15 protein-coding genes are annotated in these 16,828 nt (G+C 70.9%); 9 read left to right on the top strand and 6 right to left on the bottom strand.

Annotated elements, in window-relative coordinates; all coding sequences use genetic code 11:
• Positions 1–8: 8 nt before the first annotated feature.
• From F4692_RS21940 to hflX, 3 genes are all read left to right on the top strand, one after another.
• Positions 9–1,157: a thrombospondin type 3 repeat-containing protein gene (locus F4692_RS21940; protein WP_179618301.1), complete on the top strand. Its 1,149-nt coding sequence runs from the start codon at positions 9–11 to the stop codon at positions 1,155–1,157.
• A gap of 132 nt (positions 1,158–1,289) precedes the next feature.
• Positions 1,290–2,066, top strand: a complete 777-nt coding sequence (locus F4692_RS03935; protein ID WP_179618300.1) for an NYN domain-containing protein — start codon at positions 1,290–1,292, stop codon at positions 2,064–2,066.
• A gap of 68 nt (positions 2,067–2,134) precedes the next feature.
• Complete coding sequence (hflX, locus tag F4692_RS03930) at positions 2,135–3,694, top strand: GTPase HflX (protein ID WP_218858143.1); 1,560 nt, start codon at positions 2,135–2,137, stop codon at positions 3,692–3,694.
• A gap of 126 nt (positions 3,695–3,820) precedes the next feature.
• On the opposite strand, the gene F4692_RS03925 is transcribed toward hflX, so the two are convergent.
• Entirely contained in the window at positions 3,821–5,947 is a 2,127-nt protein-coding gene (locus F4692_RS03925; protein ID WP_179618299.1) for a M14 family zinc carboxypeptidase, read from the bottom strand.
• A 208-nt stretch (positions 5,948–6,155) separates the two neighbouring features.
• On the opposite strand from F4692_RS03925, the gene secD reads away from it, so the two are divergent.
• From secD to F4692_RS03915, 3 genes are all read left to right on the top strand, one after another.
• Positions 6,156–8,441 (top strand): protein translocase subunit SecD, encoded by a 2,286-nt coding sequence (gene secD, locus F4692_RS03920; protein ID WP_179618298.1) that lies wholly within the window; start codon positions 6,156–6,158, stop codon positions 8,439–8,441.
• A 140-nt stretch (positions 8,442–8,581) separates the two neighbouring features.
• Positions 8,582–8,713, top strand: a complete 132-nt coding sequence (locus F4692_RS20915; protein WP_257029487.1) for a hypothetical protein — start codon at positions 8,582–8,584, stop codon at positions 8,711–8,713.
• Positions 8,714–8,867: 154 nt separating this feature from the next.
• Complete coding sequence (locus F4692_RS03915) at positions 8,868–10,865, top strand: ATP-dependent DNA helicase (RefSeq protein ID WP_374757294.1); 1,998 nt, start codon at positions 8,868–8,870, stop codon at positions 10,863–10,865.
• 1 nt (position 10,866) lies between these two features.
• On the opposite strand, the gene F4692_RS03910 is transcribed toward F4692_RS03915, so the two are convergent.
• The 4 genes from F4692_RS03910 to lexA are packed head-to-tail and all read right to left on the bottom strand — an operon-like array spanning position 10,867 to position 14,004.
• Positions 10,867–11,277 carry a DivIVA domain-containing protein gene (locus tag F4692_RS03910; RefSeq protein ID WP_257029486.1) on the bottom strand — a complete coding sequence of 137 codons (411 nt, stop codon included), beginning with the start codon at positions 11,275–11,277 and terminating at the stop codon, positions 10,867–10,869.
• On the bottom strand, positions 11,274–11,996 hold the full coding sequence (locus F4692_RS03905) for a sulfotransferase family 2 domain-containing protein (protein ID WP_179618297.1): 723 nt from the start codon (positions 11,994–11,996) through the stop codon (positions 11,274–11,276). Before F4692_RS03905 ends, F4692_RS03910 begins: the two co-directional genes overlap by 4 nt.
• A 10-nt stretch (positions 11,997–12,006) precedes the next feature.
• The gene (locus F4692_RS03900) at positions 12,007–13,224 is read right to left on the bottom strand and encodes an NAD(P)/FAD-dependent oxidoreductase (RefSeq protein WP_179618296.1); all 1,218 of its coding nucleotides are present in this window, start codon (positions 13,222–13,224) and stop codon (positions 12,007–12,009) included.
• Between the two features lie 57 nt (positions 13,225–13,281).
• A complete protein-coding gene (gene lexA, locus F4692_RS03895; RefSeq protein WP_179618295.1) occupies positions 13,282–14,004 on the bottom strand; it encodes a transcriptional repressor LexA in 723 nt (240 codons plus the stop codon).
• 295 nt (positions 14,005–14,299) lie between these two features.
• Here lexA and F4692_RS03890 point away from each other — a divergent pair, with 295 nt between their 5' ends.
• From F4692_RS03890 to F4692_RS03880, 3 genes are all read left to right on the top strand, one after another.
• Positions 14,300–14,650, top strand: a complete 351-nt coding sequence (locus F4692_RS03890) for a LysM peptidoglycan-binding domain-containing protein (protein ID WP_179618294.1) — start codon at positions 14,300–14,302, stop codon at positions 14,648–14,650.
• Between the two features lie 274 nt (positions 14,651–14,924).
• Positions 14,925–15,437, top strand: a complete 513-nt coding sequence (locus F4692_RS03885; protein ID WP_179618293.1) for a hypothetical protein — start codon at positions 14,925–14,927, stop codon at positions 15,435–15,437.
• On the top strand, positions 15,434–16,204 hold the full coding sequence (locus tag F4692_RS03880) for a hypothetical protein (protein WP_179618292.1): 771 nt from the start codon (positions 15,434–15,436) through the stop codon (positions 16,202–16,204). The genes F4692_RS03885 and F4692_RS03880 overlap by 4 nt, the downstream gene beginning before the upstream one ends.
• A gap of 42 nt (positions 16,205–16,246) precedes the next feature.
• Here F4692_RS03880 and F4692_RS03875 read toward each other — a convergent pair whose 3' ends face one another.
• The gene (locus F4692_RS03875) at positions 16,247–16,582 is read right to left on the bottom strand and encodes a hypothetical protein (RefSeq protein WP_179618291.1); all 336 of its coding nucleotides are present in this window, start codon (positions 16,580–16,582) and stop codon (positions 16,247–16,249) included.
• Between the last annotated feature and the right edge of the window lie 246 nt (positions 16,583–16,828).

Here is a 16,828-nt window from a genome sequence, read left to right as displayed (position 1 = left end):
CCGGGCGCATGGGGGAATCACGGGGGACTCGTACGCACGCTGCCGCACTCGTGGTGCTGCTCGTCACCGGGGTGCTGGGGGTGCTCACCGGACCCTCCGCACCTGCGTCCGCGGTGCCTACGGCCCCGCCGTGCCAGCAGACGTTCGGAGGGGCCGTCGGCGGGGCCGTCTTCGGGGGTCGTGAGTTCACCATCCGGGCCGGGATCCCGCCGGACGGTCCCGTGCGCGTGTCGCGTGTCGAGCTCACGGTCGCCATGGACGTCGACGAGGGCGAGGTCCGGATGGAGTGGGGATCGTCCGGCCAGCGCCAGCCGTTGGGGTCCAGTCGGCTGTTTGGGGGCGGCTCCTCGGTCGACATCACCTTCGACAACCTCTCCGGTGCGAGCACCTGGCCCGACAACGCCCGGACCGGCAGGTTCAGCCCGCAGTCCATCCCCAGCTCGATCTTCCGCTTCGGTCCCGTGCGTGACATCAGCGTGTGGATCGAGAGCTACGGGCAGTCGACCGGCTACCTCCGGCACCTCTCCGCCACCGTCACCTACGAGGGCTGCGACCCCGACCGGGACGGGTTGCCGAACGAGCTCGACAACTGCCCCACGGTGATCAACCGCGACCAGGCCGACCTCGACGGCGACGGGTGGGGCGACGCGTGCGACCCGGACCTCGACAACGACGGCGTGGCCAACGCGGGCGACAACTGCCCGTCCTATGCCAACACCGACCAGCTCGACTGGGACGCCGACGGCCGGGGCAACGCCTGCGACGACACCCCCGGCACCGCGCCGGCCCCGCCGGTCTCCCCGCAGCCGCCGCAGCCGCAGCAGCCGCCGCCGTCGGCCCAGCCACCCACGCCGGGGTGCACGGCCTCCTGCGTGTACCCCCGCACGGTGGGGCTGAGGCTGAAGGAGAAGAAGCGTCGGCTCACCGGGGCCGTGACCTCCACCAGCAACCAGTGCACCTCGCAGGTGCCGGTCACGCTGTGGCAGCAGCGCGCGAAGGCCGACCTGCGGCTCGTGGTCACCACGACGCGCCGCAACGGCACCTTCCGCACGAGCGCTCCCCGCAGGGCCGGGCGCTACTACGTGACCGTCGGGTCGGCGGCCGAGCCGCTCTGCGGCGCCGACCGGTCCCGCACGGTCCGCGTCAAGCGACGCTGATCCCACATCGCGGGACGACTGGTCCAGACCGAGCGCGGGGATTCGCCCGAAGCCGGGAAAGTCCAGGCGACACGCGGGACAGTCTCCTCGGGGAACCGCCGACCAGCGTCGGCGGACGAGTGGGAGACGACGATGACCAACCTGGTGGAGCCGCGTGGGGCGGACGTCGACGACGACGCGACCCAGCGCTCCGGCAGCGAGGGCGAGCTCGCGTCACTCGTCCGGCGCTGGATGCAGGCCGGCAACCGTGGCCGGCGTGACGGCGTGCTGCGCCTCGCCCCGACATCGGAGCCCCGTCCCGCGCCCGAGGTGGAGCCCGCGCCCGCGCTCGCGATGGGGCCCGAGCCCGCGGTCGCGGTCGAGTCCGCGACCGAGCCGCTCGCCGGTCTCACCGATCCCGCGCCGCGCGCGCCCGCCCTCCCGCACCGCCCGACGGCCGAGGAGGCCGAGCACGCCACCCGGGTGGCGGTGCTGATCGACGCCCGCCGCGTCCCCGAGGACGTCGCCGCCGCGCTGCTCGGCCGGCTCGGCGAGCGCGGGACCGTCAACGTCTGCCGGGCGTACGCCGACTGGACCCGTTCCGACCTGGGCGCGTGGGTCGGCCGGCTGCGCCGCGCGGGCCTGCACTCGTTCCACCAGTTCGCGGACGACGACGACCAGGCGCTGGTCGCGATGGCGATCGACGCCGTCGACATCGCCCGGGAGGCGGCCGTCGACGAGGTTGTCATCGCCGGCGACCTCACCTCGATGCTGCCGCTCGTCCACCGCCTCCACGCGGCGGGTGTCCGGGTGGTCCTGGTCGGCCCGGGGCACACGCCCCACGACGTGCGCGGCGCCTGCGACGAGTTCGTGCCGGCGCAGTCGCTCGTGGGCGGTCCGGCGGCGCCGGTCGGGCGGCACCGCGCCTGACCCCTCGGTGTTCGCCCACGGCAAAGTCGTTCGCACGGGCGCGCGGTCCGACCTACCCTTGTCGGTATATGACGAACGCACCTGACCACACCGCGGCCGACTTCACGCTGCGCGACGCCCTCGACGCCACCCGCGGCTGGGACGACGACACCATCCAGCTCGACGACGAGCTGCTCGACGACGACGCCGACGACTCCGACGAGTGGGGCGAGTCCGGCTACGCCGACGACGCGTCCTGGGACGAGGAGGGCGATCCGGAGGAGCTCACGGTCGGCGCCCAGGAGCTGGCCGAGCGGCACGCCCTGCGCCGCGTCGCCGCCCTGCGCACCGAGCTCGAGGACATCACCGAGGTCGAGTACCGCCAGCTCCGGCTCGAGAAGGTCGTGCTCGTCGGGGTGTGGACCGACGGCTCGGTCACCGATGCCGAGAACTCCATGGCCGAGCTCGCCCTCCTCGCCGAGACCGCCGGCTCCGAGGTCCTCGAGGCCGTCTTCCAGCGCCGCCAGAAGCCCGACCCGGCCACCTACATCGGGCGCGGCAAGGTCGACGCGATCCGCGAGATCGTCCAGGCCACCGGCGCCGACACCGTCATCTGCGACGGCGAGCTCGCGCCCAGCCAGCTGCGCAACCTCGAGGACCGCATCAAGGTCAAGGTCGTCGACCGCACCGCGCTGATCCTCGACATCTTCGCCCAGCACGCGAAGAGCAAGGAGGGCCAGGCGCAGGTCGAGCTCGCGCAGCTGCAGTACATGAAGCAGCGCCTGCGCGGCTGGGGCGGCAACCTCTCCCGCCAGGCCGGTGGCCGCGCCGCGGGCGGCGACGGCATCGGTGGCCGCGGCCCCGGTGAGACCAAGATCGAGACCGACCGCCGTCGGATCAACACCAAGATCGCCAAGCTGCGCCGCGAGCTCAAGGAGATGCGCGGGACCCGCGAGGTCAAGCGGCAGTCGCGCCGGCGCAACCACGTCCCCAGCGTCGCGATCGCCGGCTACACCAACGCCGGCAAGTCCTCGCTGCTCAACCGGCTGACCGACGCGGGAGTCCTCGTCGAGGACGCGCTCTTCGCGACCCTCGACCCGACCACGCGGCGTACGACCACCGCCGACGGCCGCGTCTACACGATGTCGGACACCGTCGGGTTCGTACGCCACCTCCCGCACGACCTCGTCGAGGCGTTCCGCTCGACGCTGGAGGAGGTCGCCGACGCCGACCTGCTGCTGCACGTCGTCGACGGCTCCCACCCGGACCCCGAGGGTCAGATCGCCGCGGTGCGCGAGGTCCTGGCCGAGATCGGCGCCAACAAGGTCCCCGAGATCATCGTGATCAACAAGGCCGACGCGGCCGACCCGCTCGTGATCGGCCGGCTCCGCTCGCGCGAGCCGCACAGCGTCGTGGTGAGCGCGAAGACCGGCGACGGCATCGAGGACGCGCTGCGGACCATCGAGTCCGAGCTGCCGCGGCCCCAGGTCGAGTTCGACGTGCTGCTGCCCTACGAGCGCGGCGACCTCGTCAACCGGATCCACCAGGAGGCCGAGATCGGCTCGCTGGAGCACACCGGCGACGGGACGCTCGTGGTCGGGCGCGCCAACGCCGACCTCGCAGGCGAGCTGGAGGCGTACGCCCGCTGATCTCGCCGCCGCGTCCCTGACGCTTCACCATGGGATGTCGGGAAGCGAGGCACTTCCCTCGGTCAACGAACCGAGGGGAGTGCACGTCCGGCGACATCCCATGGTGAAGCAGCGGCGGCTACCCGGTCACCTCTTGTAGCTCGACCTGCGGCACAGGTCGCCCACGCCGACGACCTCACCGCGGTCCACGACGACCTCCCGGGTGCCGAAGACCTTGCCGCCGCCGCGGCTCGTGCAGGAGACCAGCCACGCCTCCTCGATCCCGGTGTCGACGGGCGGCTCGGGACCCTCGAAGGTCACCGTGCCGGTCCAGTCGTGGGCCGCGTCGCCGCCGGCGAAGTTGTCGGCGACGAGGGTGTAGGTCCCGGGTGCCGGGTCGGGCACGCGGATGACCTCCGGGTTGTCCAGCGTCGCGCCCGAGCCCACCGGTGCCCCGTCGGGTCCGAGCAGGGTGAAGTCCCAGTCGAACGCCTCCGGGTCCTCCGACGGCCAGGCCACCGACACCTCCAGAAAGCCGTTGTCGGCCTGCGGCAGCCCCTGGACCTCGAAGGTCGTGCTCTCGCTGCCCCCGACCGCGGGCACCCCGTCGGGGTTGGTGAGGGTCAGCGGCGCCTGCGGGGGCGCCTCGGGAAGCCGGCCGTAGCGACCGGCCACCAGCGGTCGCGTCGACGGGTTGACGTCCAGCGTGAACCGCCCGCCGCGACGGGTGTCGTAGGTGTTGACCAGGGTGTCCTCGTAGAGGATCGGGTCGCCCACCGTGCCGTCGGCGTTGATGACCGGCGAGGTGGGGGACACCGTGCGACGCGACACGGTGATCGCGCGGCCCGCCGGTGCCGTACCCCGGATCAGCGCGTGCTGGGAGTCGTCGGCCGCGGCCTCGGCCGCCAGCCAGTACGCCTCCTGGTTGCCGCCGAGCCCGGCGCTGTCGGCCGGCGCCTCGCCGAGGTACTCACCGACGACGGCCTCCTCGTACGCCGGGTGGAACCCCTCGTCGCCGATCTCGATCGTGTAGCCGTAGCCGCCGGTGATCCAGTAGCTCCAGTCCTCGGTCGAGCCCGAGGTGTCGTAGAGCTGGTACGACGCCTGGCTGGTGTAGGCGTTCTGCGCCGCCATCGCGTCCCCGAGCGCCTTGAGCTGCGGTTCGTCGGGGGCCTTGCCCGTGGCCGCGATGGCCGGCGGGCGCAGCACCAGGTTGGAGTAGGTGTGGTTGGAGATCATCACCGTCACCGCGCGCTCGGAGATGAGCTGGCGTACGGCGTCGGACTCGGGCTCGCTGCCCGGGCCGTCGCCGCGGTAGGTGTCGCTCGACCACGTCGGGCTGGCGCCGCCGCCGCCCCAGAAGCCGGGGTAGTTGCGGTTGAGGTCGGTGCCGCGCAGCCGACCGGCCGGGTTGTCGTCGCACGTGCCGCCGAGGTACGCCGGCGGCGTGGCGGCGGAGATCGAGCAGTTCTTGCGCTTCATCTCGTAGTCGAACTGGCTGAAGTCGCCGAGCGGGTCGGCGTCGCGCGAGATCCTGAAGCCGTCGACGTTGACGACCGGCACGACGATGACGCGCGAGGTCGACAGTAGGTCGCGCGCCCGGTCGCGGACGTCACGGTCGCGGTCGTAGTAGGACTGCAGGAGGTCGAAGGCGAACTCCATCGTGTGCTCGGCGCTGGGCCACTCGCGCGCGTGGTGGGCGCCCATCAGCAGGAACACCGGCTTGCCGTCGCGGACGTTGGTCGCGTCCGTGCTGATCTCCAGGCCACGGATGCGCTCGCCGAGGACGGTGCGGTTCTCCAGCGTCAGCGGCCTGGTGAGCGTCGGGTAGAGCCGGGCGAGCCGGTTCATGTCGCGCAGGTAGTCGTCGTAGAGGCGGTACGACGTGCGGCCGCTCGGCAGCGGCGATGTCGCCACGCGGTTCGCGTACGCCGCGTCGCGCGCGCGGTGGCGTGCGGTGAGGGCCTCGAGGTCGTCGACGACGACCTTCCAGGTGAAGCCGGCGTCGCGCAGCACCTGCGCGTCCTGCGCGTCGTGGAGGACCACCTCGATGCCCTTCTCGGTGGCGTGCTCGGTGACGTCGAGGCCGAGGTCGATGACCTCGTTGCGGTCCGCGACCTCCGGCGCGCGGACCATCACGATCCTGGTGGGGTCCTCCGAGGCGGTGCGCGCGATCTCGCGACGCCCCTCGTCCGGTGCGGGCGACTGCTCCGAGCCCGAGGCCACCCCGGCGCCCGCCGCGAGGCCGGCGGCCACCAGGCCGCCGACGGCCACCAGCCGCGTACTGCTCCATCTCCTGCGTACTGACATGTGTCCTCCCGAGAGTGCGGCCACGGGAGCGGCCGCGGTGCTGACCACACAACACCCGGCACCGTGGTGTGTCGAGGTCCTACTCGCGAGGAACCTTCGGGCGGCGTCGCCCGTTGGAGGTCACCGTGCCCTGATTCGGGCGTTCCGAGAGTGGTAGTGGAGACTGTCGCGCATGTCACGTGGTGTCTGGATTCGCTTCTTCCTCGTGCTCGGCCTCCTGGTCGGGTGCGTGGCGCTCGCCATCAACGTCAAGCCGAACCTCGGCCTGGACCTGAAGGGCGGCGCGCAGTTCGTCTTCGAGGCGGACGGCACCGAGCAGACGCCCGCGACGGCCGAGAACGTCGACAAGACCCTCCAGGTCCTGCGCGGGCGCGTCGACGCGCTGGGCGTCGCCGAGTCGACCGTCATCCGCCAGGGCGAGAACCGCATCCTCGTCGAGCTGCCGGGCGTCACCAGCGACGAAGAGGCCCAGGAGGCCGAGGAGCGCATCGGCAGCACCGCCAAGCTGACGATCCACGAGGTCCTCAACACCGCGCAGCCGGACGCCGAGCCGAGCAAGAAGGACAACCTCGTCCTGCCGTCCGACCAGGGCGACACCCTCGAGGTGGGTCCCACGGTCATCCAGGGTGACGAGATCACCGGCGCGAGCGCCGTGCAACGCGACCAGAGCGTGGAGTGGGTCGTCGCCATCGACTTCAGCGGCAAGGGTGGCGACACCTGGGCCGACATCACCGGCAAGGCCGCGTGCAACCCGTCCGGCGACCCGAAGCGGCGCATCGCGATCGTCCTCGACGGCGAGATCATCTCCTCTCCCGAGGTCAACACCGGCGTCGGCTGCGAGGTGGGCATCCGCGGCGGCTCCACCGACATCACCGGCAGCTTCACCTCCGAGGACGCCAAGGACCTCGCCGCCCTCATCCAGGGTGGTGCCCTGCCGCTCGAGCTGACGGCCATCTCCGACCGCCTCGTCGGCCCCTCGCTGGGTGCCGCGGCGATCGACGCCTCCATCGAGGCCGGCATCATCGGTATCGCCCTGACCGGGCTCTTCATCATCATCGTCTACCGCCTGGTCGGGTTCGCCGCGACCATCGCGCTGGCGTCGTACGCCCTGCTCGCCTACGCCATGCTCGTCGGCCTCGGGTCGACGCTGACGCTGCCCGGCCTCGCCGGCTTCGTGCTCGCCATCGGCATGGCGATCGACGCCAACGTCCTGGTGTTCGAGAGAGCGAGGGAGGAGTACGTCGCCTACCCCTCCGCGGGTCTGCGGCGCGCGCTCGCGGTCGGCTTCAACAAGGCGTGGAGCGCGATCATCGACTCCAACGTCACCACCCTGCTCGCCGCCGGCCTGCTGTTCTTCCTCGGCTCCGGCCCGATCAAGGGCTTCGGTGTCACCCTGACCATCGGTGTCATCGCGTCGATGGTCTCGGCCCTGATCATCGCGCGCGTGCTGTGCGACCTGGCCGTGGCCAACAAGCCGATCGCGCGTCGTCCGGCCATCAGCGGCCTGAGCCACCTCGGCCGGGTCCGCACGTGGCTGGACCGCAAGGACCCGCAGCTGATGAAGCACCGCCGCACCTGGCTGGGCATCTCGGCCGCCGCGCTCGTGGTCGCCGTCGCCGGCATCGCGACGCAGGGCCTGCAGCTCGGTGTCGAGTTCACCGGTGGTCGTCAGCTCGACTACTCGGTCAGCAAGGACATCTCGGTCGACCAGGCCCGCGAGGCCGTCGCCGAGGCCGGCTTCCCCGAGGCCGTGGTGCAGACCGCCGACACCGCCGACTTCACCGTGCGCACCGGCACGATCTCCAACGAGGAGGAGCAGCAGATCGAGGCCGAGCTGGAGAAGGTCGGCGGCGAGGTCGACAAGGTCGACGACCAGCAGATCGGCGCCGCGCTCGGGGAGCAGCTGCGCAACAACGCGATCATCGCGTTCGGCGTCGCCTTCCTCGCCCAGCTGCTCTACCTCGCGATCCGCTTCAAGTGGACCTTCGGCCTCGCGGCCGTCCTCGCGATGGCCCACGACGTGATCCTCGTCGTCGGTCTCTTCGCGTGGCTGCAGAAGCCGATCGACGGCATCTTCCTGGCCGCCGCGATGACGATCGTCGGTCTGTCCGTCAACGACACCGTCGTCGTCTTCGACCGCATCCGCGAACGTTGGTGGGCCTCCAAGCCGGACGACGACTTCATGGACATCTCCAACAAGGCGGCTGTGGAGACCATCCCGCGCACGGTCAACACCGGCCTCGGCGCGATGTTCATCCTCGCCGCGCTCGCCGTCCTGGGCGGCGACTCGCTCCAGGACTTCGCGATCGCGCTGCTCGTCGGACTCGTGGTCGGCACCTTCTCCTCGGTCTACGTCGCCACGCCGCTGCTGACCTACATGCAGCCGAAGTGGCCGATGAGCCGGGTGAAGAAGGAGCGCGTCGAGCGGGCGCCCGAGGACTCCGGCGCGGTCGTCTGAGGTCTGGGGTCTGCCGCCCCGTCAGTGATCCCCGGCCAGCCGGGGATCGCTGACGTTGTCGGCCTTTGCACTGCCTGACAACGTCAGCGAGAGCCTGACAAGTCCACACGCGCCTTGACGCCTGCGCGTACGCTCACCGCATGCTGTGGATCCTGCTGATCGTCGTCCTGGGCGTGGTCGCCTACCGCTACCGGGTGAAGATCCTGGCGCGCATCCTCGGCCAGCCCGAGCGGCGCATCGAACGCCAGATCGGGCGCAAGAAGGACTACTGAGCACCCCGCCACATCCCCTCATCAGCGGACATATAGCCGCTCATGAGGCCATATGACGGCCCCTGGACGTCCATATGTCCGCTTGAGTCGCGATCCGGTCGGAGCCGCTGTGGACGGCCTGCGACGGGCTGTCGGCGCCGCCCCGTAAGGTGCTCTGGTGCCTGAGACCTCCACCGCCACCGCCCCTGTCGCAGAGGTCCTGGCCAAGGCGGTCACCGGCCTCGGCGGGCAGCAGCGCGACGGCCAGGTGCAGATGGCGACCGAGGTCGCGGAGGCGATGGAGGAGGGGCGCCACCTCCTGGTGCAGGCCGGCACCGGCACCGGCAAGTCGCTGGGCTACCTCGTCCCCGCGATGCTCCACGACAAGCGCGTCGTCGTCGCCACCGCGACGCTGGCCCTCCAGCACCAGCTCGTCGAGCGCGACCTCCCGCGGCTCGTCGAGGCGGTCAAGGGCGTGCCCGGCCTCGACACGTCGTACGCCGTCCTCAAGGGCCGCTCCAACTACGCCTGCCTGCACCGCATCCGCGCCGGCGTCCCCGACGACCAGGGCACCCTCGTCGACGTGCCGATGGGCTCCATGGCCGAGAAGGTCCTCGAGCTCCGGGCGTGGGCCGAGGAGGAGTCCGAGCAGGGCGGCAGCGGCGAGCGTGACAACGCCCCACGCCACACCGACCGCGAGTGGCGGCAGGTCGCGGTCAACCACCGCGAGTGCCTCGGCGCCACGAAGTGCCCCTTCGGCGCCGAGTGCTTCGCCGAGCTGGCCAAGGAGAAGGCGCAGCGCAGCCACCTCATCGTCACCAACCACTCCCTCCTCGCGATCGACGCGATCGAGGACGTGCCGATGATCCCCGACTACGACACCGTCGTCATCGACGAGGCCCACGAGCTCACCGCCCGCGTCACCCAGGCCGCGACCGACGAGCTCGCGGTCGCCGACATCGAGCGCGCGGCCCGGCGCTCCACCCGCTGGACCGAGGCCGCCGACGGCGACCCCGCCGGCGACCTCGAGGACGCCGCGCAGACGCTCGCCGAGGCGTTCGAGGCGACGCCACCCGGGCGGATCGACCAGATATCGACGCAGCTGTCCGACGCCCTCGTCCTCGTGCGCGACGCCGCCCGCACCTGCCTCTCGGCGTACCCCCGCGAGTCCGGCGGCGACGGCGAGGGCGACGCCGGCCGCACCCAGGCCAAGGGCATGGTGCAGGAGGTCTTCGTCAACGCCGAGCGGATGGCCGCCGGCTCGCAGGCCGACGTCCTGTGGCTCGGCGAGGCGCGCGACCGCTTCCCGGCGCGACTCCACGTCGCCCCGCTCCAGGTGTGGGGGCCGATGCGCGACAAGCTCCTCACCGACAAGACCGTCGTGTTCACCAGCGCGACCCTGATGCTCGGCGGCGAGTTCGGCGCGGTCGCCACCTCGCTCGGGCTCAAGCCCACCGAACGGATCGGCCACCAGGTCGCGACGACCGACGCCGACGACGCCCTGCCGTGGAAGGGCATCGACGTCGGGTCGCCCTTCGACTACGGCCAGCAGTCCATCCTCTACGTCGCCCGCCACCTGCCGCAGCCGGGTCGCGACGGCCTCGGGCCCGCCCAGCTCGACGAGATCTGCGACCTCGTCGACGCCCTCGACGGCCGCACCCTCGGCCTGTTCTCGTCACGCCGCGCGGCGGAGACCGCGGCGGAGGCCGTACGCGCGCGCCTGCCCCACCTGACGACCCTCGCCCAGGGCGACGCCCAGCTCCCCGAGCTCGCCAAGCAGTTCGTCGAGGACCCGCACACCTGCCTGTTCGGCACGCTCTCCCTCTGGCAGGGTCTCGACGTCCCCGGCGACACGTGCCAGCTCGTGATCATCGACCGGATCCCGTTCCCGCGCCCCGACGACCCGCTGATGTCGGCGCGCGCGAAGGCCGCCGACGACCGGGGCGGCAACGGCTTCATGGAGGTCTCGGCGACCCACGCCGCGTTGCTGATGGCGCAGGGCGCGGGCCGGCTCATCCGTACGACCACCGACCGCGGCATCGTCGCCGTCCTCGACCCGCGGCTGGAGACAGCGCGCTACGGCCGGTTCCTCAAGGCGTCGCTGCCCCCGATGTGGTCGACGACCGACCCCGCGCTCGTACGCCAAGCGCTGAAGCGGCTGGGCCAGGGCTAGGTCAGCGGCCGCTGTAGTAGGCCCACATCGCCACGACCAGCACCGCGACCCCGACGAGCACGACGACCAGACGGGTACGGCTGCCCCGCACCTCGACGATCGCGTCCGAGGATGCCGACGCGCGGGTCGTCGGAGCGGTGGTGGCTGCGGTGGTGGGTTCCGCCCCGGCCCGTCCGCCTCGCGCCGCCAGCTCGGCCGCTGCCTCGTCGAGCCACTGGTCGACCTCGGTCATGGCGTAGCCGTCCCGCAGGCGCGTCGGCGTGAACCGGAGGCCTGACACCTGCTCCGGCGCCATCGCGGGCGGGTCGGCGGCGAGCGCCGCGAAGATGCGGTCGATCGCGTCGTCGACCTCGCCCATGTCGTACGCCTCGGCGAGGCGCCGGGTGGAGAAGGTCGGACGTCGCAGGCTCATGCGGGCACCTCGTAGCCGAACATCTGGTAGTCGCGGCGGTACATGTGGGCGACCAGCTCGCGCAGCTCGTCCGAGACCCGGCGATCACGTCCGCCCGGGGCGGTCTGGTTCCTCGGCGCGGTCGGGACCGCGGGGGCCCCGATGCGCTCGCACACCTCGGCGAAGTCACGGTCGAACGTCTCGAGCCGACCGACGAAGTCGACCCGGTTGAGGTCGATCATCCGGCTCTGCAGCGTGAGGTGCTGGTCGGTGCCGGGCACGGCCGAGAGGTCCTGGGCGGCCGTCCAGCGCGCGAACTCCTCGACGACCTGCATCCGCTCGTGGGTCGCGGGGTCGAAGTCGTAGTAGTTGTGGTCCACGACCTTGTCGTGCCACGCGGAGACGAAGCGGTCGAGCGGGTCGCGCACGAAGGCGAAGGTGTAGTAGTCAGCGAAGGCCGTCAGGGGGTAGCGCACCCGCATCGCGTGGTCGACGTCCATGCTCACGCCGTGGGTCTCGCAGTGGTGCCGGATGGTCCGCGTCGCGACCTTGGCCACGCGGTACCAGACGAACCGGTGGCTGTGGCTGATCGTCAGGTTGTACGCCAGCGGGCTGAGCCAGCCCGACTCCTCGCCGGCGGCGGTGAGCCGGTCGACCTCGGCCTGTGCGTCCGGCGTGTAGCGGCGCCGGTTGCCGGGGCGGGTGCGGAAGACCTCCGGGGAGGGGGCGGCGGATGACATCGCCGCGAGGCTACTCGAACGGGATCCGCCCGCGCAGGGTGCCGGGGTCGGCGACCGGGTCCTTCGCCGTCTCGGCCATGAGCTCGCGCGCCTGGTCGACGCTGTCCCACACGTTCCAGAGCAGGACCCCGCGGACCTGGCCGGACCGGAGGTAGTAGACGACTCCGGTGCCGATGGCGCCGTCCTTCCAGTCCTCGACCATGTCGAGCCTGCTGCTGGTCTCGCCGACGGCCTCGTAGCCGTGGTCGAAGATGTCGGACCAGAAGAACGGCGTGTAGTCGTAGGTGTCGCTCGCGCCGGCCATCGCCCTGCCCGCGAGCTCGCCGGACTTCTCGGCGTGGTCGACGTGCTCGACACGGCGGCGGCCGAGCAGCGCGTCGGGGTACGCCGCCACGTCGCCCGCGGCGTACACGTCCTCGTTGCTGGTGCGCAGGTGCACGTCGACCACGATGCCGTTGTCGACCTCGAGCCCGGCGGCCTCGGCGAGCCCGGTGCGGGGGAGGACGCCGACGCCGATCACGGCCGCGTCGGCGACGATGTGGGAGTCGTCGTCCAGCCGGATCCGGACCCCGCCGTCGTCCTCCTCGCCGCCGGCGACCGAGCCGTGAACGATCGTGACGCCGTGGTCGTCGAACGACTTGGTGAGGTGGGCGGCGAGAGCACGCGGGAACATCTGCTCCTGGACGTCCTCGAGGTCGAGCACGAGGGTCACGTCGACGCCGTTCTGGACCAGGGCCGACGCGATCTCGGAGCCGATGTAGCCGCCGCCGACGACGGCGACGTGGCTGCCCTTCGCGGCGACCGCGCGCAGTCGGCGGTAGTCCGCGGCGGTGCGGTAGTAGACGACCCGCGGGCCGGGGTCGACCCCGAGCACGCGCGGCTCCGCGCCGGTCGCCAGCAGCAGCTTGCCGTAGCCGACCGTGCTGCCGTCGGCGAGGCGTACGACGTGGGCGTCGGTGTCGATCCCGGTGACGGTGGTGTCGAGGAGGAGGTCGACCGCGTCGTCGTCCTTCAGGTCGCCCGCGAGCGAGGACCCCTCGAGGGTCTCGTCGTCCTTGAGCCACAGGTCCTTGGACAGGACCGGACGGTAGACGGGTTCGTCCGGCTCAGAGCCCAGCACCGCGATGCTGCCGCTGCCGTCCTCGGATCGGATGCCCTTCACGGCGCTCGCCGCAGCGACCCCCGCTCCGACGATGACGTAGTCGTAGGACTTCTCGGCGTCGCTCATGGCGCCATCGTGTCGCGCGGGTGGGCGCCTTTCAACGCGCGTCCACCCGCAGGGGGCTCACATGCGCCGCAGCACCGCCGTCACGACACCGAGGATCGTGGCGTTGTCGCCGGGGATCGGGTCGTACGCCTCGTTGTGGGGGAGCAGCCACACGTGGCCGTCCTTGCGCTGGAAGGTCTTCACGGTGGCCTCGCCCTCGATCATCGCGGCGACGATCTGGCCGTTCTCCGCGGTCTGCTCCTGGCGGATCACGACGTAGTCGCCGTTGCAGATGGCGGCGTCGACCATCGAGTCGCCGGAGACCTCGAGGAGGAAGAGCGTGCCGTCGCCGACGAGCTGCTTGGGCAGCGGGAAGACGTCGGTGACCTGCTCCTCGGCGAGGATCGGGCCGCCGGCGGCGATCCGGCCGACGACAGGGATGTTGACCGCGGTGGGCGCGACGTCGCCGATGCCGGTCTCGTCGACGCTGGACTCGTCACCGCTGGAGATCGAGCGGCGGGCGGCCATGACCTCGGGCAGGAACACCTCGAGCGCCCGCGGCCGGTTGGGGTCGCGCTTGAGGAAGCCCTTGCTCTCGAGCACGCGAAGCTGGTGGGCCACGCTGGAGGAGGAGGTCAGGCCGACGGCCTGGCCGATCTCGCGCATCGACGGCGGGTAGCCCTTGGCCTCGATCGAGTCCTTGATCGTGGCGAGCACGCGCTGCTGGCGCGGCGTCAGGCCCGTGGCGTCCGGGGGCCCGTCGGGCATCTCGATGACGTTCTTGTCCTCTGAGCCGGCCATCTGCAGAACCTCTCCTCGATGCGTCTGACCACGTCGTGTCGACGCGGCGTCAGTGGGCTCACCGTAGCGGCCGGGACGTGGCGGGATCAAACACCTGTTCGAACCCGCGTGTCGCGCCCGAGTCGTCGAACACGCCGAACAATTGTTCGATCAGGTGCTTGAACTGTTCGAACACGTGCTCTAACGTCGTACACATGTTCGATCGAACGCCTGATCGACACAGACTCACTGTCGGTGGCCGTCACTAGACATCTCCCGACACGACAATCCGGCTGATCTTCCCCAGGAGGCCACGATGAGCACCCTCAGCCTTGCACCTGCTTTCACCGCCACCCCGCGCGCCCGCTCGACGGTCCGACTGACCCGTCGCGGCCGCCTCGTGGTGTTCCTGACGTCGCTGTTCCTCGTCCTCGGCGTGGCGTTCATGCTCGCCGGCGGGGCGGTGGGTACGGGCGAGGCCGGCAAGCCCGCACCGACCGAGATCGTCCAGGTCGCGCCCGGCGACACCCTGTGGGGGATCGCCAGTGACATCGCGACCGACGGCGATGTCCGTTCGATGATGAACGAGATCGAGCGGCTCAACGCCCTCGAGTCCGCCGGCCTCGCGGCCGGCCAGAAGCTCCGCGTCCCGGTCGTCACCGAGTAGACGCAGAGGCCTCCATCAGCCGCTTCGACCCCGGCTGGTGGACCAAGGGGAAGGCGAGGGGCGGGCCTGGTGGCCCGCCCCTCGGCGCGTCTCGAGGTGGTCGAGCGCCGCGAGGAACGAGTCTCCACAGGAGGTCGAGTGCCGCGAGGAACGAGCGGTGTATCGAGACCCTCGTGCCTTGGAGTTCTCCACAGCCTGGGCTCTCCCTCTGGTTCAGGGACCGTCCGACTGGGTAACTTGCCGGTGCAGTCGTTGTTCTCGGGAAGGCACCTTCATGCACCTACGCCGCGCCATCGCGCTCACCTTCGCGGTGCCCCTGCTCCTGTCGGGATGTACGGAGGAGGAGCCGACGCCGAAGCTCCCGGACCCCACGACGTCGTCGCCCACGCCGACTCCGGAGGAGACGGAGACGCCGGAGGTGGAGAGTGCGGAGGACTTCGTACGGCGGTGGGTGGAGGTCGGGGACGAGATGCAGTCGACGGGCGACGTGGCTGAGTTTCGGAGAATGTCTCGCAACTGCCAGGCATGCCGCGGGGTAGCGGACCAGGTGGCGAGCATCTACGAGGCGGGCGGCTCGATCGACTTCGCAGGAACGGAGATCGACCGGCTCAGGAGCGTCGCGCCGCAGCCGCCCACATTCCACCTAGACCTCAGGACGCCGGAGACGGTGATCCGAGATGCGAATGGCGGAGTGGACCAGAGGCTTCCTGCGGGCGTTGGGAAGTATCTGCTGACTCTCAACGGCGAACCGGGCGCCTGGTTCGTCGCCGCTTATTCACGACGATGACGGGCCGTCTTGTAGCCGTCTTCGCGCTGATCGGCATGTTGCTAGTTGGCTGGAGCAGCCCCGCATCGGCCAATGGATGCTCGACACAGGTAGGCATCCTGGGAGTCAACTCGGAATGCGCATGGACATACGCTGAATACCAGCAGTCGAGCTCCTCTGGTGACGGTCACACCTGGGTCGTCTCCATCCAGTGCGGCAACGGCGGCATCTGCTCCGAGCACGTCGAGTGCGTCGAGGGCGGCGCGGAGGGCTTCGTCCATGACGTCTACATGGATGGCACCGACGTCGGCGACGTCTGCGTCCCGGCGACCGAGGTGGAAGAGGAAAACCTCGCCCAGCTGATCATCCGCGAGTTCAAACGCGTCCAGTGGCCGGCGTCGAAGCTCGTCGTCCAGCCCAGGGGCGGCAGGACCCTGGTCAACTTCGAGACCAACTTCTACACACCCGACCATCGCGCCATCGACCAGACCGTCACGGTCAGCGGGCAGCAGGTCGAGATTCGAGCGGTGCCCACGACGTACGTCTACGTCTTCGGCGACGGGGCGAGCGAGACCACGGCCAGCCCTGGTGCTCCGCACCCCGACCTCGACATCACGCACCAGTACGAGCGCACCGGGACCGTCGGCGTGCGCGTCGACACGACCTACGCAGGGAAGTACCGGATCGGCTCAGGCGACTGGGTTGCCATTGCGGAGACCCTGACCGTCACCGGCGCTACGCAAGACCTCGAGGTCGTCGAGGCCCTCCCGCAGCTTGTCCTTCATTAACGCGGAGTCTCCGAGCCACCAGGTGACCCAGAGGCTCCAGCATCACCGCGCGGCGCGCTTCCCGCCTACCGGGCGGGGCTGCTCGTCCGCGGCCGGGGTCGGTGCGGTGATCCCGAGGACGCGCATCATCCGCGCCACCAGCAACAGCCCGACGAACAGGCAGGCGATCGCGCCGACGCAGGCCAGGGCCATGAAGGTCCAGGCCTGCGAGCTGCCCCCGCGGGCGGCCGTACCGAAGTCGATGGCGGCGTACACGAGGTAGCCCCAGGCGACCACCAGGACGGTGATCGCGGCGCCCAGGCCGAGGGCGGCCCTGTTCAGCGAGCGGGGTGGGCGAGCGCCCCTCCGCGACCCTGCTCTCTTCCCCCCGGCTGCCACCGGATCATTGTGGCGGATGTGGCCTGAGTGGGCACCCGGAACCGCCGCGAGGAGCGACCCGACACGCCGCCGACGGCGCCCCAGCAGTGCACTGACCTGCGGTTTTCCGGCGTCGCCGAAATCGATGAGGCGAGCTCCGGCATTCGCTTGCCAACCCTTGTGGTCGGCGCGTACGGTTACCACTACATCTAGTACTTACACCGCTGTAGTTATCCACATCTGGTGCACAGGCTGGGGACCGCAACT

This window comes from Nocardioides cavernae (assembly GCF_013410035.1).
GTDB classification, from domain to species: Bacteria; Actinomycetota; Actinomycetes; order Propionibacteriales; family Nocardioidaceae; genus Nocardioides; species Nocardioides cavernae_A.
This window is presented reverse-complemented; position numbering and strand designations above follow the sequence as displayed.

Coding starts and splice junctions, on each gene's coding strand:
- F4692_RS21940 (WP_179618301.1), top strand. CDS start 9: ATGGGGGAATCACGGGGGACTCGTACGCACGCTGCCGCACTCGTGGTG.
- F4692_RS03935 (WP_179618300.1), top strand. CDS start 1,290: ATGACCAACCTGGTGGAGCCGCGTGGGGCGGACGTCGACGACGACGCG.
- F4692_RS03880 (WP_179618292.1), top strand. CDS start 15,434: ATGACGGGCCGTCTTGTAGCCGTCTTCGCGCTGATCGGCATGTTGCTA.
- F4692_RS03890 (WP_179618294.1), top strand. CDS start 14,300: ATGAGCACCCTCAGCCTTGCACCTGCTTTCACCGCCACCCCGCGCGCC.
- F4692_RS03900 (WP_179618296.1), bottom strand. CDS start 13,224: ATGAGCGACGCCGAGAAGTCCTACGACTACGTCATCGTCGGAGCGGGG.
- lexA (WP_179618295.1), bottom strand. CDS start 14,004: ATGGCCGGCTCAGAGGACAAGAACGTCATCGAGATGCCCGACGGGCCC.
- F4692_RS03885 (WP_179618293.1), top strand. CDS start 14,925: ATGCACCTACGCCGCGCCATCGCGCTCACCTTCGCGGTGCCCCTGCTC.
- F4692_RS03905 (WP_179618297.1), bottom strand. CDS start 11,996: ATGTCATCCGCCGCCCCCTCCCCGGAGGTCTTCCGCACCCGCCCCGGC.
- hflX (WP_218858143.1), top strand. CDS start 2,135: ATGACGAACGCACCTGACCACACCGCGGCCGACTTCACGCTGCGCGAC.
- secD (WP_179618298.1), top strand. CDS start 6,156: ATGTCACGTGGTGTCTGGATTCGCTTCTTCCTCGTGCTCGGCCTCCTG.
- F4692_RS03910 (WP_257029486.1), bottom strand. CDS start 11,277: ATGAGCCTGCGACGTCCGACCTTCTCCACCCGGCGCCTCGCCGAGGCG.
- F4692_RS20915 (WP_257029487.1), top strand. CDS start 8,582: ATGCTGTGGATCCTGCTGATCGTCGTCCTGGGCGTGGTCGCCTACCGC.